19 protein-coding genes are annotated in these 16,619 nt (G+C 70.7%); 9 read left to right on the top strand and 10 right to left on the bottom strand.

The genetic code is table 11. The features are described 5' to 3' along the window. The first annotated feature begins 34 nt into the window (after positions 1-34). Complete coding sequence (locus NQK81_RS40045) at positions 35-544, top strand: hypothetical protein (RefSeq protein WP_257485640.1); 510 nt, start codon at positions 35-37, stop codon at positions 542-544. Between the two features lie 10 nt (positions 545-554). On the opposite strand, the gene NQK81_RS40040 is transcribed toward NQK81_RS40045, so the two are convergent. Next, positions 555-1,019 (bottom strand): cupin domain-containing protein, encoded by a 465-nt coding sequence (locus NQK81_RS40040; protein ID WP_257485639.1) that lies wholly within the window; start codon positions 1,017-1,019, stop codon positions 555-557. Between the two features lie 78 nt (positions 1,020-1,097). Between NQK81_RS40040 and NQK81_RS40035 the strand changes: the two genes are divergently transcribed. Together NQK81_RS40035 and NQK81_RS40030 are read left to right on the top strand one after the other, a co-directional pair. Continuing rightward, the gene (locus NQK81_RS40035; RefSeq protein ID WP_257485638.1) at positions 1,098-1,547 is read left to right on the top strand and encodes a MarR family winged helix-turn-helix transcriptional regulator; all 450 of its coding nucleotides are present in this window, start codon (positions 1,098-1,100) and stop codon (positions 1,545-1,547) included. 51 nt (positions 1,548-1,598) lie between these two features. Then, entirely contained in the window at positions 1,599-2,216 is a 618-nt protein-coding gene (locus NQK81_RS40030) for a carbonic anhydrase (RefSeq protein ID WP_257485637.1), read from the top strand. On the opposite strand, the gene chrA is transcribed toward NQK81_RS40030, so the two are convergent. From chrA to NQK81_RS40015, 3 genes are read right to left on the bottom strand one after another with little or no spacing between them, the layout of a single operon-like run. Next, positions 2,213-3,385 (bottom strand): chromate efflux transporter, encoded by a 1,173-nt coding sequence (gene chrA / locus NQK81_RS40025; RefSeq protein WP_257485636.1) that lies wholly within the window; start codon positions 3,383-3,385, stop codon positions 2,213-2,215. The genes NQK81_RS40030 and chrA overlap by 4 nt on opposite strands. Positions 3,386-3,411: 26 nt before the next feature. Further along, a complete protein-coding gene (locus NQK81_RS40020; protein ID WP_257485635.1) occupies positions 3,412-3,795 on the bottom strand; it encodes a VOC family protein in 384 nt (127 codons plus the stop codon). Further along, on the bottom strand, positions 3,792-4,574 hold the full coding sequence (locus tag NQK81_RS40015) for an arsenate reductase/protein-tyrosine-phosphatase family protein (protein ID WP_371878834.1): 783 nt from the start codon (positions 4,572-4,574) through the stop codon (positions 3,792-3,794). Before NQK81_RS40015 ends, NQK81_RS40020 begins: the two co-directional genes overlap by 4 nt. An 83-nt stretch (positions 4,575-4,657) precedes the next feature. Here NQK81_RS40015 and NQK81_RS40010 point away from each other — a divergent pair, with 83 nt between their 5' ends. Continuing rightward, positions 4,658-4,882, top strand: coding sequence for a three-helix bundle dimerization domain-containing protein (locus NQK81_RS40010; protein WP_192741410.1), 225 nt, complete (start codon positions 4,658-4,660; stop codon positions 4,880-4,882). Positions 4,883-5,207: 325 nt separating this feature from the next. On the opposite strand, the gene NQK81_RS40005 is transcribed toward NQK81_RS40010, so the two are convergent. Further along, positions 5,208-5,543, bottom strand: a complete 336-nt coding sequence (locus tag NQK81_RS40005; RefSeq protein ID WP_257485633.1) for a DUF6223 family protein — start codon at positions 5,541-5,543, stop codon at positions 5,208-5,210. Positions 5,544-5,736: 193 nt separating this feature from the next. Between NQK81_RS40005 and NQK81_RS40000 the strand changes: the two genes are divergently transcribed. Together NQK81_RS40000 and NQK81_RS39995 are read left to right on the top strand one after the other, a co-directional pair. Then, positions 5,737-6,843 carry a sensor histidine kinase gene (locus NQK81_RS40000; RefSeq protein WP_257485632.1) on the top strand — a complete coding sequence of 369 codons (1,107 nt, stop codon included), beginning with the start codon at positions 5,737-5,739 and terminating at the stop codon, positions 6,841-6,843. After that, positions 6,840-7,505, top strand: coding sequence for a response regulator (locus NQK81_RS39995; RefSeq protein WP_257485631.1), 666 nt, complete (start codon positions 6,840-6,842; stop codon positions 7,503-7,505). The genes NQK81_RS40000 and NQK81_RS39995 overlap by 4 nt, the downstream gene beginning before the upstream one ends. Before the next feature lie 5 nt (positions 7,506-7,510). On the opposite strand, the gene NQK81_RS39990 is transcribed toward NQK81_RS39995, so the two are convergent. Further along, on the bottom strand, positions 7,511-7,873 hold the full coding sequence (locus tag NQK81_RS39990; protein ID WP_257485630.1) for a DUF5313 family protein: 363 nt from the start codon (positions 7,871-7,873) through the stop codon (positions 7,511-7,513). Positions 7,874-7,991: 118 nt separating this feature from the next. On the opposite strand from NQK81_RS39990, the gene NQK81_RS39985 reads away from it, so the two are divergent. Together NQK81_RS39985 and NQK81_RS39980 are read left to right on the top strand one after the other, a co-directional pair. Next, positions 7,992-8,246, top strand: coding sequence for a metallothionein (locus NQK81_RS39985; RefSeq protein ID WP_257485629.1), 255 nt, complete (start codon positions 7,992-7,994; stop codon positions 8,244-8,246). A gap of 94 nt (positions 8,247-8,340) precedes the next feature. Next, positions 8,341-8,529 (top strand): hypothetical protein, encoded by a 189-nt coding sequence (locus tag NQK81_RS39980; RefSeq protein ID WP_126735966.1) that lies wholly within the window; start codon positions 8,341-8,343, stop codon positions 8,527-8,529. Between the two features lies 1 nt (position 8,530). Here the strand turns inward: NQK81_RS39980 and NQK81_RS39975 are convergent, their stop codons facing one another. Further along, positions 8,531-9,634 carry an Rv2629 family ribosome hibernation factor gene (locus NQK81_RS39975; protein WP_257485628.1) on the bottom strand — a complete coding sequence of 368 codons (1,104 nt, stop codon included), beginning with the start codon at positions 9,632-9,634 and terminating at the stop codon, positions 8,531-8,533. A gap of 146 nt (positions 9,635-9,780) precedes the next feature. Between NQK81_RS39975 and NQK81_RS39970 the strand changes: the two genes are divergently transcribed. Continuing rightward, entirely contained in the window at positions 9,781-10,359 is a 579-nt protein-coding gene (locus NQK81_RS39970; RefSeq protein WP_257485627.1) for a hypothetical protein, read from the top strand. A 69-nt stretch (positions 10,360-10,428) separates the two neighbouring features. Here the strand turns inward: NQK81_RS39970 and NQK81_RS39965 are convergent, their stop codons facing one another. The 3 genes from NQK81_RS39965 to NQK81_RS39955 are packed head-to-tail and all read right to left on the bottom strand — an operon-like array spanning position 10,429 to position 16,618. Then, positions 10,429-13,740 (bottom strand): serine hydrolase, encoded by a 3,312-nt coding sequence (locus NQK81_RS39965; protein ID WP_257485626.1) that lies wholly within the window; start codon positions 13,738-13,740, stop codon positions 10,429-10,431. Beyond that, positions 13,737-14,720 (bottom strand): ABC transporter ATP-binding protein, encoded by a 984-nt coding sequence (locus tag NQK81_RS39960; protein WP_257485625.1) that lies wholly within the window; start codon positions 14,718-14,720, stop codon positions 13,737-13,739. Before NQK81_RS39960 ends, NQK81_RS39965 begins: the two co-directional genes overlap by 4 nt. After that, positions 14,717-16,618, bottom strand: coding sequence for a dipeptide/oligopeptide/nickel ABC transporter permease/ATP-binding protein (locus NQK81_RS39955; RefSeq protein ID WP_257485624.1), 1,902 nt, complete (start codon positions 16,616-16,618; stop codon positions 14,717-14,719). The genes NQK81_RS39960 and NQK81_RS39955 overlap by 4 nt, the downstream gene beginning before the upstream one ends. Between the last annotated feature and the right edge of the window lies 1 nt (position 16,619).

Below are 16,619 nucleotides of genomic sequence, written 5' to 3'. Positions count from 1 at the left end.
TGCCCCGGACCGGAGAGACACGTGGGGGCACTCGATGACCGACCAGCTCACCGCCGCGAGGGAACAGGTCGAACGCACCCTCGGCCCGAAGGTCGCGAAACGACTCGCCAAGTTCGACGACGGGACCCTGTACGTGTCGGCCGGCGGGTGGGCCGAGTTCCTGGCCTGGCTGGTGGATTTCGCCGTCTACCTCCTGGGCACGGCGATCGGTTTCGTCGTGTTCGCGGTCGCCACCCGGAACAGGGTGATCCCCGACAGCGCGGCGCTGCTGACGCTGCTCGGCCTGCTGATCGGTGTCCCGGTGCTCTATGGCCTGTTCTTCGGCGACGGCCGCGTGCTCGGCGCCGCGTTCACCGGGACCCGGCTCGTCCGGATCAAGGACGGCGGGCGGATCGGCGCGGCGGCCTGCTGGGCCATGGTCGTGCGCACCCTGCTGTTCCCCCTCCTGCTCGCCGCGATGGTGCTCACCGGATCGGGCGGCGTCGGGTCGGTCAGGAGGGTCAGCATCGACGAAGAGGCGACGCGGCGGCTCCGTATCGGCTAGGCGGCATCGGCTAGGCCGTGTCCCACTCCGGCGCGTCGACGAAGTGGACGTCGTACCGCTCGTGCAGGCGCTCGACTTCCTCCGGCGCGACGTTCCCGCGCAGGATCTCGGGCAGGACGCGGAAATAGCCGAACCGGTCGACGCCCGGCGCCAGCGTGATGAGGACGTCCGCGGCCCGGTCCGGCGGCGCGGCGAACGCGTGCCGCACGCCCGGCGGGATCACCACGTATCCCCCTCGCTCGACCGTGACCGTTTCCGTGCCCACCAGCATGCGCAGCGCCCCTTCCAGCACGTAGAAGGCCTCCGCGGATTTCTCGTGGTAGTGCGGTTTCGTGCCGGGTTCCCCGGCTCGGAGCGACAACCGGTTGGCGCCGAGAAACCCGCCCGTGTGCTCGCCGTCGGCCAGCAACCACAACGCGGGCTTCTCGATGACTTCCGCGTCCTTCTCCTGCATCACCCAGGCTTCGTTCGCCATCTCGTTCCCATCTAGTTGAAGTCTTCAACCAAAGCTAGCCCGAAGTGGTTGAAGCCGTCAACTGTTACGGTGTGTGCCGTGACCGACTGGCTCGACCCGGAACAGCAGCGCGACTGGCGTGCGTTCATCGAAGGCTCCGTGCGCTTCATCGACCTGCTCGACCGGCGGCTGCGCGAGGAGCACGGCCTTTCGCTGGCCGAGTTCGAACTCCTCGTGCGGCTGTCCGAAGCCACCGGCCGGTCGATGCGCATGGCGGACCTGGCGAAATCGGCGTACTACTCGCGCAGCCGGCTGTCGCACCGCGTCGGCGGGCTGGAAAGCCGGGGCCTGGTCCAGCGGGAATCGACCGCCGACGACGGCCGTGGTGTGCGGGCGCGGCTCACCGACAAGGGGTACGAGACCCTGCTGCGCGCGGCGCCGGACAACCTCCGCACGGTTCGCGACCACTTCGTGGACGTGATCGCGCCCGAAGACCTCCAGGCCGTCGGCCGCGCCATGCGCGCCGTCTCCGCGCGGCTCGATCTGTGACGTGCGTCCGGTGAGCTGCCCGTCATACCGCCACCCGGTAATGTCCCGATCATGAGCGACGCGCCGCCGACCCCTTCCGAGGCCTTCGACCTTCTGCTCTCCGGTAACCGGCGTTTCGTCGCCGGAACCCCGGAACACCCGAACCAGGACGCGGTACGCCGCGCCGAAACCGCTCCCGAACAGAGCCCTTTCGCCGTCCTCTTCGGCTGTTCCGACTCGCGACTGGCCGCCGAGATCATCTTCGACCGCGGGCTCGGCGACCTGTTCGTCGTCCGCACCGCCGGCCACGTCGCCGGTTCGGAGGTGCTGGGCAGCATCGAGTACGCCGTCAGCATCCTCAAGGCTCCCCTGGTCGTCGTCCTCGGCCACGACTCCTGTGGCGCCGTCGCCGCGACCCGCGCGGCGCTGACCGGCGGACTCGGCACCAACAGCTTCGTCCGCGACGTCATCGAGCGGGTCACCCCGAGTGTGCTCGCCGCCCAGGCCGCCGGGCTCACCGAGAACGACGACATCATCGACGAGCACATCCGCCACACCGTCGACCTCCTCGTCGACCGCTCCAGGCTGCTCGCCGACAAGATCGAGGCAGGCGAGACCGCCGTCGCCGGGCTGTCGTACCACCTGGCCGACGGCAACGCGCGGGTCGTCACCACCCGCGGGCTGGGCTAACTCGGCAGGAGCGCTCCCGCCAGCGCGAGAACGGTTCCGGCACCCGCCGCGACCAGGATCGTGGTCACCACTCCGCGCCGTAACACGAACAGCAGGACCCCGGCACCGGCGAGTACGGCGTACTGCCATGCCTGGGTCAGGCTGAGCGCGAGCGGGACCGCCGAGCCGAGGATGGCCCCGACGGCGGCCGGGCCTGCGCCGTCGAGGAACGCCCGCACGTTCGGGTTGCCGCGGAGCCGGTCGAAATGCTTGGCACCGAAGAGAATGAAGAGAAACGACGGGGCGAAGGCGACCAGCGAGGCGAGGAGGCCGCCGGCGAGCCCCGCCGCCGCGTAGCCGACGACGGCGACGGTCTGCACGACCGGCCCCGGGGTGACCTGGCCGAGCGCGACCGCGTTGAGGAACTCCCCCGCGGTCATCCAGCCGTAGGTGTTCACCGCGTCGTCCTGCATGAGCGGGATGATCACGAAACCGCCGCCGTAGGACAGCATCCCGACCTTGAGCGCCACCCACGCCACCGACGCGAACACCCCGGCACCCGCGGCCGCGGCGGCCAAGGATTGGACGGGGACGGCGAACAGCGCGGCGGTGGACTCGCCGCGGCGTGCGCGGTTCACGGTCAGCTCGATCAGGCCGCAGCCCAGCAGGACGAGCACCAGCCACGGACCGAGGAAGGCGGCCGACGCGACACCCGCGACGACGTACAGCGCCCAGCGCACGCGCCCCGTGGTGGCCGCGCGCCGCCACCCCGCCGGGATCAGGCCGACGCCCGCGTGCACCGCGACGGCGGCGACCGCCGCACCCGCTCCCGCTCCGGCGCCGCGGACCCATGCTGGCGGCGAACCGGTGAGGAACAGCGCGGCCAGCGCCAAGATCACGACGAGGCCGGGCACGATGAACGCCGCGCCGCCGACCAGCGCCCCCGCGCGGCCGCGCACCCGCCACGCGGTGAAGATCGCCAGCTGGGTCGACGCCGGGCCGGGCAGCAGGTTGCAGGCGGCGATCGCGTCCTCGAACTCCTGATCCGACAGCCAGCCCCGGCGTTGCACGCACAACTTGCGCAGCAGGGCGATATGCGTCGGCGGGCCACCGAAACCGATGCAGCCGATCCGGCCCCATTCCCGGAGGACGGTTCCCAGGCCGGCGTCCTGAGTGGACTTGTGCGGCATCGCGGGCTCCTGTTCGCCGTGCGATGTCACCGGGCCGCCGGCTGGAACAGCTCGACCGGATTGCCCGCCGGGTCGTCGAAAACGATCTGACGACCGCCCGGCCCGGTCACGACGTCACTGCGGAACTCGACGCCCGCCGCACGCAGCCTGGTGACCTCGGCGTCGATGTCCTCGACGAGGAGATGGATGCGATTCCAGCCGCCCGGCGCCGGTTTCGTGCCGTCCGGCATCGGACGGCCCGCCGAACTCGCCGGACCGCTGAGCAGCAGCCGGAGATTCCCGCGCACCACGTCCGCGAACGCGGGCAGCACACTCGAACGCACGGTGAAATCCAGGTGCCCGGTGTAGAACTCGACGGCCGCCGCGACGTCGTCGACCAGATAACGCACACTCACCAGATCCGAAGTCATGTCCTCTTCACCTCGTCGTACCGGTTCTTCAGCTGGGCGGTCAGGAACCCGATCCGGCGGTCCAGTTCGGCGGCGAGGCGACGGAACGCCGGATAGGTCTCGCCCGTGTCGTCGATCTCCCGCGCCGGGTCCGGCAGGCTCCAATGGACGACGCGCGGATGCCCGGGGAACTCCGGGCAGACCTCGCGGACCCGGTCGCAAAGGCTGATCACCCAATGGAATCGCCTGTTCCGGAGACCGTCCACATGGGACGGTTCATGGTCGAGGACGATGCCGCGCTCGGCCATGACGCGCACCGCGTCCGGATGCAGCGGTTTCGGATGGCTGCCCGCGCTGGCCACCTCGACCGACGGACCGGCCCGGTGCCGCAGCAGCGCCTCGGCCATCGGCGACCGTCCACTGTTGCCGGTGCACACGAACAGCACCTTGAGCCGGGAACCGGTGGCCTTCGCGTCCGCCGGATCCGGTACGAGAGCGGGATGCAGCGAGCCTCCCGCCTGGGCGAGCGCGTCCGCACACCGCCCCAGATCCAGGTGATAGTAGGTGTCGCGGCCGTCGAAACTGCTTCTCCGCGCCTTGACCAGCTCCGCCGCCCGCAGCTTGCGCAGGTGATAGGACACCAGGTTCTGCGGCTGGCCGACCAGTTCCACCAGCTCGCGCACCCGGCGGTCGCCGTGCGACAACTCGCGCAGCAGCCGCCAGCGCAGCGGATCACTCGCCAGCCGCACGAACGGCGGCGGATCGGACATCTCGGCGGTCGCCACGCGGTGAAGATACATCAATACGGGTTGATGTATCTAGACCTCGGCGTGCGGGGCGGTTACCGTCGTGAGGTGCCGTCTCCCGAGATCGTGGAGTTGTCATGACCGCTGACCCGCCGCACCTGCCGCCCAGCGACGAAAACCTCGAGAAACTGATCGACGCGCTGACCGAGCGCTTTCCCGCCGGTCGCGAGGAGGTCGAAGCGATCGTCCACCGGAACTTCACCGAGCTCAGCTCCGACGCCCCGGTGGACGCGTACCTCCTCCAACTGACCGAAGGCAAGACCGCGGACGAACTTCGCGCCCGCTATCCGGCGCATCACTGAGGTTCCTGCCCGGGAGCCACTGCTTCCGCGCTGGAGGCGGTGTCGCGAAAGCCACTTTCGGGACGTCTGATGTCCCGAAAGTGGCTTTCGCGACCCCCGGGCAAGCGCCCAGCCAGACCCGGCGAGCAAGAAACACCGGCAGAGCGAGCCCCGCATGGACGACACGCGTGATCAGACAGACGACACGCGTGATTGGACGGACGACACGACCGCGGCCGGATTCCGCCACGTGCCGTCCGCAGGAACACACGCGCCGTCCGACTGATCACGCGTGTCGTCCGACTGATCACGCGAAAGCGCCATTCCGCGCAACCGCGGTAGGTCTTCAGGCCACACGGCGGGCGCGTGAGAGGGCGAGCCATCCGACGATCGTGGCGAGCAGCCCGAGCACCAGCGCGATGAACCCGCCGACGATTCCGTAGCCGGTGCCGGGACCACCCTCGGCGGCGGCCACGACGTAACCACCGCCCGCCATCCCGAGCAGCCCCGCCGTGAGCGCCACGAAGGTCCCGCGCCGGGAGTCGCCGGAGCGCTTGCGAGCGAGGGCCAAGCCTCCGGCGATCAACCCGATCACGCCGGCCAGCGCGGCCACCAAGGACCAGAGACGGCCTGAGGTCAGGGAGGCGGCGGCGATCGGCTCGGCCAGCAGATGGACCGACATGGGGTGCTCCTTCGTTCGATGACTGGGTCACCCTGGATGGTGTCCGCCGGGATCGCGTCGGTCGTCCGGCGAACGCGGACAATCCGGGCTACCGCCGATGCCGCAGGAGAGCGCGGACTACCACGTCCGCGGTAGTCCGCGGATGGTCCGCGCGGACGAGTCGCTCCGGCGGGCGGCTGGCTAGGGTGCACGCATGAGCAGGGTCTGGGACTGGGTGATCGCCGCCGGGGTGACGGCGGTCCTGCTCGTCACGGGACTGTCCGGTGTGGACTCCACGACGAGCCTCGACCCGCTGGGCCACGTGCTGCTGGTCGCCGGTGGCCTGGCGCTCGCCGCGCACCGGCGGGCGCCGATCACGGTGCTGGCCGTGGCCGGGGTGTGCGCCTTGGGATACCAGGCCCTCGGTTTCGATGTTCCCGTCGTCGCCTATCTGGTCGCGGTCTACGCCGCCGTCCGGGCCGGTCACCGGATCGTCGCCGTCGCGGGCTCGCTGTTCATGATCGCCGCGCTCCCGCTGGTGCTCCTGGCCTCCGCCAACGCCGTCACCGTGAGCGAGGCGCTCGCGCAGAGCCGGGACGCGCTCCAGCTGGCCTGGCTGATCGCCGCCGGTGCGGCGGGTGAAGCGCTGAGACAGGCCGAAAGCCGGGCCGACGAGGCCGAACGCACGCGCGAGGAGACCGCGCGGCGGCGGGCCGACGAGGAGCGCCTGCACATCGCGCGGGAGCTGCACGACTCGCTCACCCACCAGATCTCCGTCATCAAGGTGCAGGCCGAAGTCGCCGTCCACCTGGCGACGAAACGGGGTGAACCGGTGCCGGAATCCTTGCTGGCGATCCGGGAAGCCGGTCGCGAGGCGACCCGGGAACTGCGGGCGACCCTGGAGGCCTTGCGTGACGACGGAACGCACCCGCCGCACGGGCTCGACGGGATCCCCGATCTGGTGGAACGGGCGAAGTCGACAGGTCTGGACGCGACGCTGATCGTCGGCGGGCAGCGGCACGACCTGCCCGCCGCGGTGGACCGCACCGCGTACCGCATCGTTCAGGAGTCGCTGACCAATATCGCCCGGCACGCCGCGGCCAAGACCGCGTCGGTGCGGATCGACCACCGGCCCGGCGCTCTGGCCATCCGGGTCGACGACGACGGCGGGGCCACCCCGGACACCACACCGGTGCCCGGTGTCGGGCTGCTGGGTATGCGCGAACGGGTCACCGCCCTCGGCGGCAGTCTCCACGCCGGACCACGGAGTGCCGGCGGCTTCTCCGTCCAGGCCGAACTTCCCGTGGAGCGAACGTCGTGATCCGTGTCCTGCTCGTCGACGATCAGCCGCTACTCCGCAGCGGCTTCCGCGCGCTGCTCGACGTCGAGGACGACATCGAGGTCGTCGCCGAAGCCGCCGACGGGAGCGACGGCGTGGCACTCGCCAGAAAGCACCTGCCCGACATCGCGCTCATCGACATCCAGATGCCCGTGGTCGACGGGATCGAGGCGACCCGGCGCATCGCCGCCGATCCGGCCCTGTCCGGCGTGCACGTCGTCATCCTGACCAACTACGGCTTGGACGAGTACGTCTTCGACGCGCTGCGCGCGGGCGCGGCGGGTTTCCTGGTCAAGGACATCGAACCCGAGGACTTCCTGCACGCCGTCCGCGTCGCCGCCCGGGGTGACGCCCTGCTCGCGCCGTCGATCACGCGCAAGCTGATCGACCGGTACGTCACCCTGCCGCCCGGCGCCGGGACGGGTGGCGGGCTGAAGGAACTGACGAACCGCGAACGCGAAGCCGTCGCCCTGGTCGCCCGGGGCCTGTCCAACGACGAGATCGCCGGCCGCATGGTGATCAGCCCGCTGACCGCGAAGACCCACGTCAATCGCGCCATGACCAAACTCCACGCCCGTGACCGCGCGCAACTCGTCGTGCTCGCCTACGAATCCGGCCTGGTCGTCCCTGGCGACGCGGGCTAGCCCGATCAGGGCCAGCTGCCCGAGCCACCACGGGCGGACCGGACGGCTTTGCCCGTGCCCCGCGGGAAACCGTGTTTGCCGAGCCGGACCTCGGCGAGTTCGTCCGCGCTGGTCATCGTGAAGAACAGGGCGAGGAAGAGGCTCAGCACGAGCGCGCCCAGCACCGGCGCCACCGGGAGCGGCGTCAGCGTCACCAGCAGTACGAACGCGCCCAGGAGCCACGGCAGCGCCTCGAAACAGATCCGGGCGGCGAAACGCAGCAGCCACGTCCGCGCCGTCGCGTCGTGCAGGACCCACTCCCGGTATCGCTCGGGCAGCCGACGTCCGTAGACGTACTGCACCCAGCGGATCGGGCCCGGTCGCTCCATGCGAATCACCTCTTGTGGATTACCCCTTTTCGCCTCAATTCATGTACGAGTCCGTGGTTGCCGGAGAACCGGGCCGGGTAGCCCATCGGCACCGGAGCGAGATCGAGGAGGATGCCCGATGGCCGCCTGCGAAGTCTGTGGAAACGACTACGAGAAGACATTCGAGATCCACACCGTCGATGGAGGGGCGCATACTTTCGACTCGTTCGAATGCGCCATCCACCAGCTGGCGCCGATCTGCGACCACTGCGGTTGCCGCGTGGTCGGGCACGGCGTCCAGGTCGAGGACCGGTTCTTCTGCTGCGCCCACTGCGCGCGGGAAAGCGCGGTGGCCGGCGGCGAGAAGGCACGGGACGCCGTCGCCACGACTTGAGCACTGCGCCATTCGAGTGACATGGGGCTCCTCCGGGGTAGGGCGAAACCGGGTGGGGGTACCCGGCAGGCCACTGCTCCTTGGAGGAGGTCCCATGATCACCCGCATGGTCATCGACCGCGACGGCACGACACTCGAATGCGAGCGGTGTGGCCGCCCCACGGTGCACGTCGCCCGGCTCGTCGCCGACAACGGTGGTGAGGTCGGGCAGACCCTCGTGTGCACGTTCTGCCGACCTCACCGCGCGGACCAGGTCACCCGCGACGGCACGGCCGCCCACTGAGTCAGATCGCGAACCTCAGGATCGCGCCGACGCCGTCGGCCAGGCCCTCACCGCTGACGGGGACGAGATCCGCGCCTTCGGCCAGCACGGCCGCCGGAAGCGCTTCGTCCGCGCGACACCGCCTGAGATCCTCCGCGGCGGCCCCCGAAACGTCGAGGTCCTCCTTCGTGGTCGCGACCTGCGTCGGGTCGCCCGCGACCCAGACGAGCCGGTCGGCCAGCGACTCACCGTCGATCAGCAGCGTCTCGACGGCGGCCGACCGCAGGGCCGCCGTCGTCCTGGCGAGCCCGTCCACCGCCAGTCCGCCGTCGCGCCCCTGTCCGGCGCGGAAGCGGTCGATCACGTCCTGGCGACGGCGTTCCGCGTGCTCCGCCAGCACTCGCCGCACCTCGGCCTCGAGCGCCTCCGGCGCGCTCCCTTCCGCCCGGCCGCCTTCTTCGAGCTCGACGACCTTCTCGGTCCCCCGCGGCGGGAGTTCGTCGCGCACCAGCGCCCGCGCCTGCACCTCGCCCGCGAGCACCAGCACCGCGGCGCCGACGGAGTCGGCGAGCTTGACCGCCTCCCGCGCGACCTCCGCGGCGTTGCGTTCGGCGACGGCCTCCACGCGACGCTGGATGTTCCAGTAGGCCGAGCCACCGCCGCGCACCTTGTGCACCGGGTGGTCCTCGCCCTCGACGGTCCGCTCTTCGGCGCCGTCCTCGCCGACCGCGTACAGATCGGCGCCCGTCTTGTCCACGACCACCACGACATGCGGCACGACAGCCGGGGTGAGCCGCAGCAGCGGGAGCAGGTACGGCTGCGGCGCGACCCGGGCGACCTCGCGGAGCGGCGGCTCCACGAGCTCCTCGTCGAGCACGACCTCGCCGCCCTCCGCGACCAGGGCGCGCCCGGCCGTCCCCTCCGAAGGCGGCGCGGCGGACACCGCCTCGTCGAGCGCGGTGAGCGTCCGCTCCTCGGCGCCCTCGTCGGCCAGCCGCTTGCGGAGCGACCGCCAGCGCAGGTCCAGCCGCGCGGCGGCGTCCTCGGTGTTGTGCGAGTTGTCGAAGTAGACCGACGCGAACGGTCCTTCGCGCACGGTGACCTGCCGAAGCGTTGAAGTGTGCACGGTATCTCCTGTCTCGTCGGTTCCGTTTTCGATCTTCGGGTACCCGGGAGAAGGCCGGTGAATCATGGCTCCGGCAGTCGGGTGGGACTTGGGAGCGCCCGAATTCTTCTTTCCGTCGTAAGGGGCTGTGCCCGTAGAATGGGGCGATGTCGGGGGACGAGTCGAAGAAGAGCGATGACGAGCCGGACTACAAGAAGTGGGGCGTCATCATCGGCTCGATCAGCGGGGTCTTCGCCATTCTGGCGGCCGTCAACACGCTGACCGGGTTCAATCCGCTGAAGGGCCTCGCGCCCTCCCCCACCAGCCAAACCTCGGCTTCACGGCCGCTCGCCGTGGCCACGAGCGTGCCGCGGGCCACCGCGTCGCCGCCCGCCCGCGAACCGGCGCGGACCACGAAGAAGGCGCCCACCACCCGGACGACGCCGCCCGCCCGGCCCGATTTCCAGGTCCGCTCCTCACAGTGGAACGGTCCGTGCGACGACAAGGCCTGCTCGATGAGCGCGGTCTTCCGCAACAACGGCGGCACGGGTTCCGGAACCGCGACGTTCTTCGTGCTGTGGCCGGACAAGTTCAGCTATCTCGCGCAGTGTTCCGTCGTCCTGCCCAGAACGGGCGAAAACGAATTCACCAGCGCCGGATGCGTCGCGAGCAGCGCGCAGCTCCAGAACTATTTCCGCACCCATCGCGGCGGAACCGTGCGCCTGTACGTCAAGGCCGAAAGCTGACCCGTCCGTGAAGGCCTCCTTCACTACCTTCAGGGTAGGGAAGGAGGCCTTCACGGACATCACGGCCGGTTAGGCCGTCTTCGGCGTCGCGCGCACGCCGTAGTGCATGTACGGCTCACCCGTCGGCAGCGTGTAGAACGTGACCGGCATCCACGTCCGCGTCCCCGGCTCACGGCATACGAACAGTGAATCGGTCACCGGCACCAGCTCGAACTCCTGCGTCTTCTCCGGCAGGAGTTCGGCGAGCGGTCCGGTGGCGGTCTGCCGCAGCCGCAACCCTTCCCCGGCGGCCAGTACGTCCATCCGCGCGCCCGCCCGTTCGTAGCCGCCCACATGCCTCGATCCGTCGACGGTGACCGGGGTCGCGGGCGGTTCGAGCGGCCGGGGCATCGCCACGTCGGCGAGTTCGGCGACGATCTCCCGGTACAGCTCCACGTACAGGTCTCGCGTGTTGCCGCCGTTGGTGAGCAGGGTGATGGCGAGCCCCTGGTCGGGCAGGAGCCGCAGGAACGCCGACTGGCCGATCGTGTTGCCGTCGTGACCGATGACGCGCTGGCCGCCCCAGGTGTCGCGGATCCAGCCGAGCCCCCAGGAGTCGCCGAGCGAGTGCTTGTCCGGGATTTCGGTCTGTTTCGCGGCCATCGCGGTGACCGAGTCCGTCGTCAGGATCCGTTCCCCCGCCGGGGTCAGCCCGCCGGTGAGGTGCAACCGCGCGAAGCCGAGCACGTCCTTCGCCGTGGCGGTGATCAGCCCGGCGGGCCCCATGCTCCGGGGCAGTCCCCAGACGGGCGCGGGCGCCGGGTCCTCGTCCCCGTCGGTCACGTGGCCGACGGCCGCCCGGAAGAGCAAGGCCTCCTCGGGCAGGGTCACGGTGTGGGTGAGACCGAGCGGGGCGAACAGTTTCTCCCGCATCGCCGCGTCCCACGTCAGCCCGGTGAGCTTCTCGATCACCCGGCCCATGACCACGAAACCCGAGTTGCAGTAGGAGAAGGTCTCGCCGAGCGGGTGGTTCTGCGCGGCCTGGTCGAGGACTTCGACGTAGCGTTCGAGACAGTCGTCGCCGCGGCCGGTGTCGGTGAAGACGTCGCCGTCGATACCGCTGGTGTGCGTCAGGAGATGCCGCATGGTGACTTTCCCGGCCACGCCCGGGTCGGCCAGCCGTAGTTCCGGCAGGACGTCCGCGATCGGCGCGTCCAGTTCGAGGAGCCCTTCGTCGACCAGTCGCATGACCACGGTCGCGGTCCACACCTTGGAGATCGAGCCGATCTGGAACACCGAGTCCTCGGTGACCTCGACCCCGGTCTTCGTGTTCAGCACGCCGTAGGACGCCAGCACCTCGGCGTCGTCACCGATCCGGGTGATGCCGAGAGCCGCACCGGGAACGCGGTGCTTGCGGGCCAGTTCGGCCAGCCGCCGTCGCCAGTGCGCGGCCTCGATCGGCACCCGGGACGGTCCGTCGGCCGGCGCCGTGTACTGCTCGACCCAGTCGAGGACGCGCCGGTTGAAGTCGAGCCGGTGCGACGGCGGCCCGTCGAGGATGAACAGGTGCGAAGCGTCCGGGTACAGCACCAGCCGTGCCGGGACGCCCCGTGCGCGCAGGGCACCGAACCACTGCTCGGCCTGGCCGACCGGGCACCGGTCGTCGTTCGCGCCCTGGATGACGAGCGTCGGCGTCCGCACCCGCTCGACCTGGGCGAAGGGCGAGAACCGCTCGTTGGCCTTGTCCCACGCCGGACCGCCGAGTTCGCCGACGGCCAGGTAGTGCCCGGCGTCGGACGTGCCGCCCATGCTGGTCAGGTCGCTGACCACGCCACCGGCGACGGCGGCGGCGAACCGGCTGTCGCGGCTGGTGAGAAAGCAGGTCATGAAACCGCCGTAGCTGTAGCCCGCCACCGCGAGCCGGTCCGCGTCGGCGATCCCTTCGGCGACAAGGTGATCCAAGGGCTCCAGGAAGTCCGCCGCGTCCGCGACGCCCCATCCGCCGACGGCGGCGGTGTAGAAGTCCTCGCCGTAGCCGTCGCTGCCCCGCGGGTTGATCAGCAGCACCGCCCAGCCCCGCGCGACGAGCGCCTGGTGATAGAGATGGATCGAGTCGGCCGCGCCGTTCCAGGCGTTGTGCGGTCCGCCGTGGATGTCCAGCAACAGCGGCGCGGCACCGGATCGCGCCGGGTCCCGCAGCAGCCAGCCGTGGACGACGGTGCCGTCGCCGATGGTGAATTCCCGTTCCTCGTGACGGAAAATCTCCACCTCGGACACGGAGGCGCCGTGCTTCGTGCGAACGTCGACGTCGCCGGTGGCCCGGTCGACGACGGCGACCTCGCCGAACGAATCGCCCGTCGCCAGGACGACCACGATCCGCCCGGCGGCGGTGTCCATTCCGGACACCACGCGATCCGCGCCAGCCAATACCGCACGCGGGCCGTCACCGTCCACTTCGTACAGATGGGTGCAGCCGCGGTCCCGGACACCGAACAGCACGGCTCCGTCTTCCGTCGTCTGCGGCAGGGCTCCCGGATAGCCGGGGCCTCCGGCCATCACGTTGCGATCCAAGGACGCGGTCAGCTCGACCGGATCCCCGCCGTCGAGCGGAACACGCCACAACCCGAGATGACCGACCCGGGTGTCGGCCCGGCCGACCACCAGCAGCGCGCCGCCGTCGGCGGTCCAGCCGACCGTGCCCGCCATGCCCTCGCCGGAGCCGACCAGCCGTGGCTCGGCGGTCTTCGCGGTCACGTCGAGAACGTAGGCGCCGGAACGGAAGGTCAGGTCGGCGTCGCCGTCCTGTCCGGACGAGAAGGCGAGGTGCGTGCCGTCGGGCGACCAAGCCGGGTCACCGGCGTGCCAATCCCCGAAGGTGACCTGCCGGACTTCGTGCGTGGCGACGTCGAGGACGTGCAGATGCTTGCGGACGGTCTTGATCAGCCCGGCGCCGTCGGCCTTGAAGTCCAGCCGATCGGCCACGACCGGCGCGTTCGGCGCGGCTTCCCCGCCTGCCAGGTCGACCGCGGCCGAGAAGGCGATCTTGCCGCCGTCCGGGCTCCAGACCGGCGCGCCCGCCCCGAGCGGGAGTTCGGTGATCTGCTCGGCCTCCCCGCCCGACGACGGCAGGAACCACACCTGCGGCGGCCCGTCCTGAGCACGCAGGAACGCGATCCGCGTACCGTCCGGCGCCCATTTCGGGGCCAGGTCGGCGGTTCCGCGGGTGAGCCGCCGCGCTTCGCCGGTGGTCGCGCCGACCTCCCAGAGCGCGTGCACGTTCCGGTCCTCGTCACGGTCCGCGGTGCGCAGGACGTAGACGATCCGCTCACCGTCCGGGGACAGCGACGGCCGGCTGGGGACGGCGATGTCGTACAGGTCGTCGAGACCGAGACGTCGGGTCATGATGCGTTGGCTCCTCTGGAGGTCGTGAGCTCGTTTTCGCTGAAGTGGCAGGCCGCCGAGTGACGCCGCTGTGCCGCTCCGCCGGCGGGATCCACGCGGAGGCAGAGGTCGCGGTCGGCGCGCACGAGCGGGCCGACCGGGCAGCGTGGGTGGTAGCGGCATCCGCCGGGCGGATGGTGCGGGTCGGCGGGTTCGGCGTCGGCGATCACGTCGTCCGATCCGGTGCCGAGCAGTGACGTGGTCGCCGAAGGCGCGGCGGCGAGCAGGTCACGCGTGTACGGATGCCGCGGGTCGGTGAGCACCTGTTCGGCCGGGCCGACCTCGACGATCCGGCCGAGGTACATCACGGCGACGATGTCGCTGAGATAGCGGATCACCGCGAGGTTGTGCGAGATGAACAGCATCGACAGGCCGAGCCGCCGTTGCACGGACCGCACGAGGTTGAGCACCGCGCCCTGCACCGAGACGTCGAGCGCGGAGGTGATCTCGTCCGCGATCAGCACTTCGGGCCGCCCGGCCAGCGCGCGGGCGAGCGCCACCCGTTGCCGCTGGCCGCCGGAAAGCCGTCCCGGCAGGTGGCCTGCCCGTTCGGGATCGAGGTTGACCAGCTCCAGCAGCCGGGCGACCTCGTCGCGGCGCGCCGCGCGCCCGGGGAGGACGCCGCGCGGGATCGCCTCGGTGATCGATTCCCCGATACTCATCCGGGGGTCCAAAGAGGAATACGGATCCTGGAACACCATCTGCAGCGGCGGGCGGCGGGGCAGCTCGCGGACGTCCACACCGCCAAGCAGTACCCGTCCGGCGCTGATCGGCGAGAGCCCGACAGCGGCACGCGCCAGCGTCGACTTCCCCGAGCCCGATTCACCGACCAGCCCGACGACCTGTCCGGAAGGGACGGTCAGCGCTACTCCGTCGACGGCGGTGAGCCCGCGCCGTCCGCCGTAGCGCACGCTCACCGCGTCGAAGACGAGATCGCTCACTCCGCACCTCCGGCGGTCACGGTTTCCTTGACGGGCTGGGAAAGCGGCGCCGGATACCAGCAGGCGACGCGATGCCCGGGTTCCACGTGCTCCAGCGCCGGGTCTTCGAGACGGCATCGATCGGTCACCGCCGGGCACCGGTCGGCGAAAGCGCAGCCGTCGGGCACCCGGTCCGGTTCCGGCGGACGGCCGGGGATCACCGCGAGCGGCGCGTCGCGATCGGTATCGAGGTCGAGCGTCGCGGCCAGCAACGCCCGCGTGTACGGATGCCGCGGTGTCCCGCCGGTCGGCAGATCCTCCACCACCCGGCCCGCGTACATGACCAGCATCCGTTCGCACGTCTGCGAAACGACCGCGATGTCGTGGCTGATCAGGATGATCGCCGTGTCCCGTTCGGCCCTGGTCCGCGCCAGCAGGCGCAACAACTGCCGCTGCACGGTGACGTCCAGGGCCGTGGTCGGCTCGTCGGCGATGATGAGCTTCGGGTCGCCCATCAGGCCCATGCCGATCATCGCGCGCTGCCGCATCCCGCCGGAGAACTCGTGCGGATACTGCCGCGCCCGCCGTTCGGCGGCGGGGATCCGCACCGCGCGCAACCGGTCCACCGCGCGCTCGAAGGCCTTGGCACGCGGGAGACCTTGATGCTGTTCGGCGACTTCGGCCAGCTGGCGGCCGATCCGCCTGGTCGGGTTGAACGACGTCATCGGATCCTGGAAGACCATCGCCAGGGAGGTGCCGAGCAGGCCGCGCGACTCCCGTTCCGGGGTCGTCAGCAACGGTTTCCCGGCGAATTCGAGCTTGTCCGCGGTGACCACGGCTGGCGCTTCGACCAGCCGGGACACCGCCAGGCCGGTCAGGCTCTTCCCTGAACCCGACTCGCCGACGACACCGACGGCCTCACCGGCGTGGACGGTGAAACCCACCCCGCGCACCGGAACGGTCCAGCCCGCCGGGTTCGGGAACGCGACCTGGAGGTTCTCCACGACCAGCACGGCGTCGTCGCGGGACTCGGCGGCGTCCTCCCTGGCCGGAGCGACCGGCCGCGGCGCGAATCTCCGCAGCCCCGTGCGGACGCCGATCACCCCGGCGACGGTCTCCCCCACCAGGTTGAAGGCAAGGCCGGCGAGAACGACCGCGACCCCGGGCGCCAGCGCCGCCGCCGGATTGACGTAGATGCCGTTGAGTCCTTCGCCGAGGATCCGCCCCCAGTCGTATTCGGGGGCCTGCACACCGATGCCGAGGAACGACAGACCGGCGAAGGCGAGCAGTGCCCCGCCGGCGCCGATGGTCGCGTTGACCACCAGCGGTTCGCCGATATTGGGCAGGATGTGCCGGAACAGCAACCGGATCCGGCCGACGCCGGAGATCCTGGCCGCCGCGACGAAATCCCGTCCCGCCACCGAAGCGGCCATCGTCTGCGCCAGCCGCGCGAACGCCGGTGCCAGCGCGAAACCGACCGCCAGCACGGCGCCGTGCGTCCCGACGCCGAAGATGACCGAGAAGAACAACACCAGCAGCAGCCCTGGGAAGGCGACCGCGATGTTGACCGCCGCGATCACCAGCCGGGCGAGCGGACGGGGCAGCACCGAGGGCAGCGTGCCGAGCACGAGCCCGGTCACCACGCCGAGCGCGGTGGCGAGCAGCGCCAGCACGATCGACAGCCTGGTCGCCACCAGCACGCGATAGAGGATGTCGCGGCCGAGGTCGTCGGTGCCCAGCCAGTGCGCCGCCGACGGTCCTTGCCCGATCGCGTTCGTGTCGATCTCGAAAGCCTTGTCCTGCCACAGGATCGGGGCCAGCACCGCGAGCACGATCACCAGCGCCAGCAGCGCGGCCGAGCACGCGCCCAGCGGGGTGCGCAGGGCCGCGAGCCATTTCGCTCCGCGCGGATTCACCATC

It is taken from the genome of Amycolatopsis roodepoortensis, assembly GCF_024628825.1.
Lineage (GTDB): Bacteria > Actinomycetota > Actinomycetes > Mycobacteriales > Pseudonocardiaceae > Amycolatopsis > Amycolatopsis roodepoortensis.
This window is presented reverse-complemented; position numbering and strand designations above follow the sequence as displayed.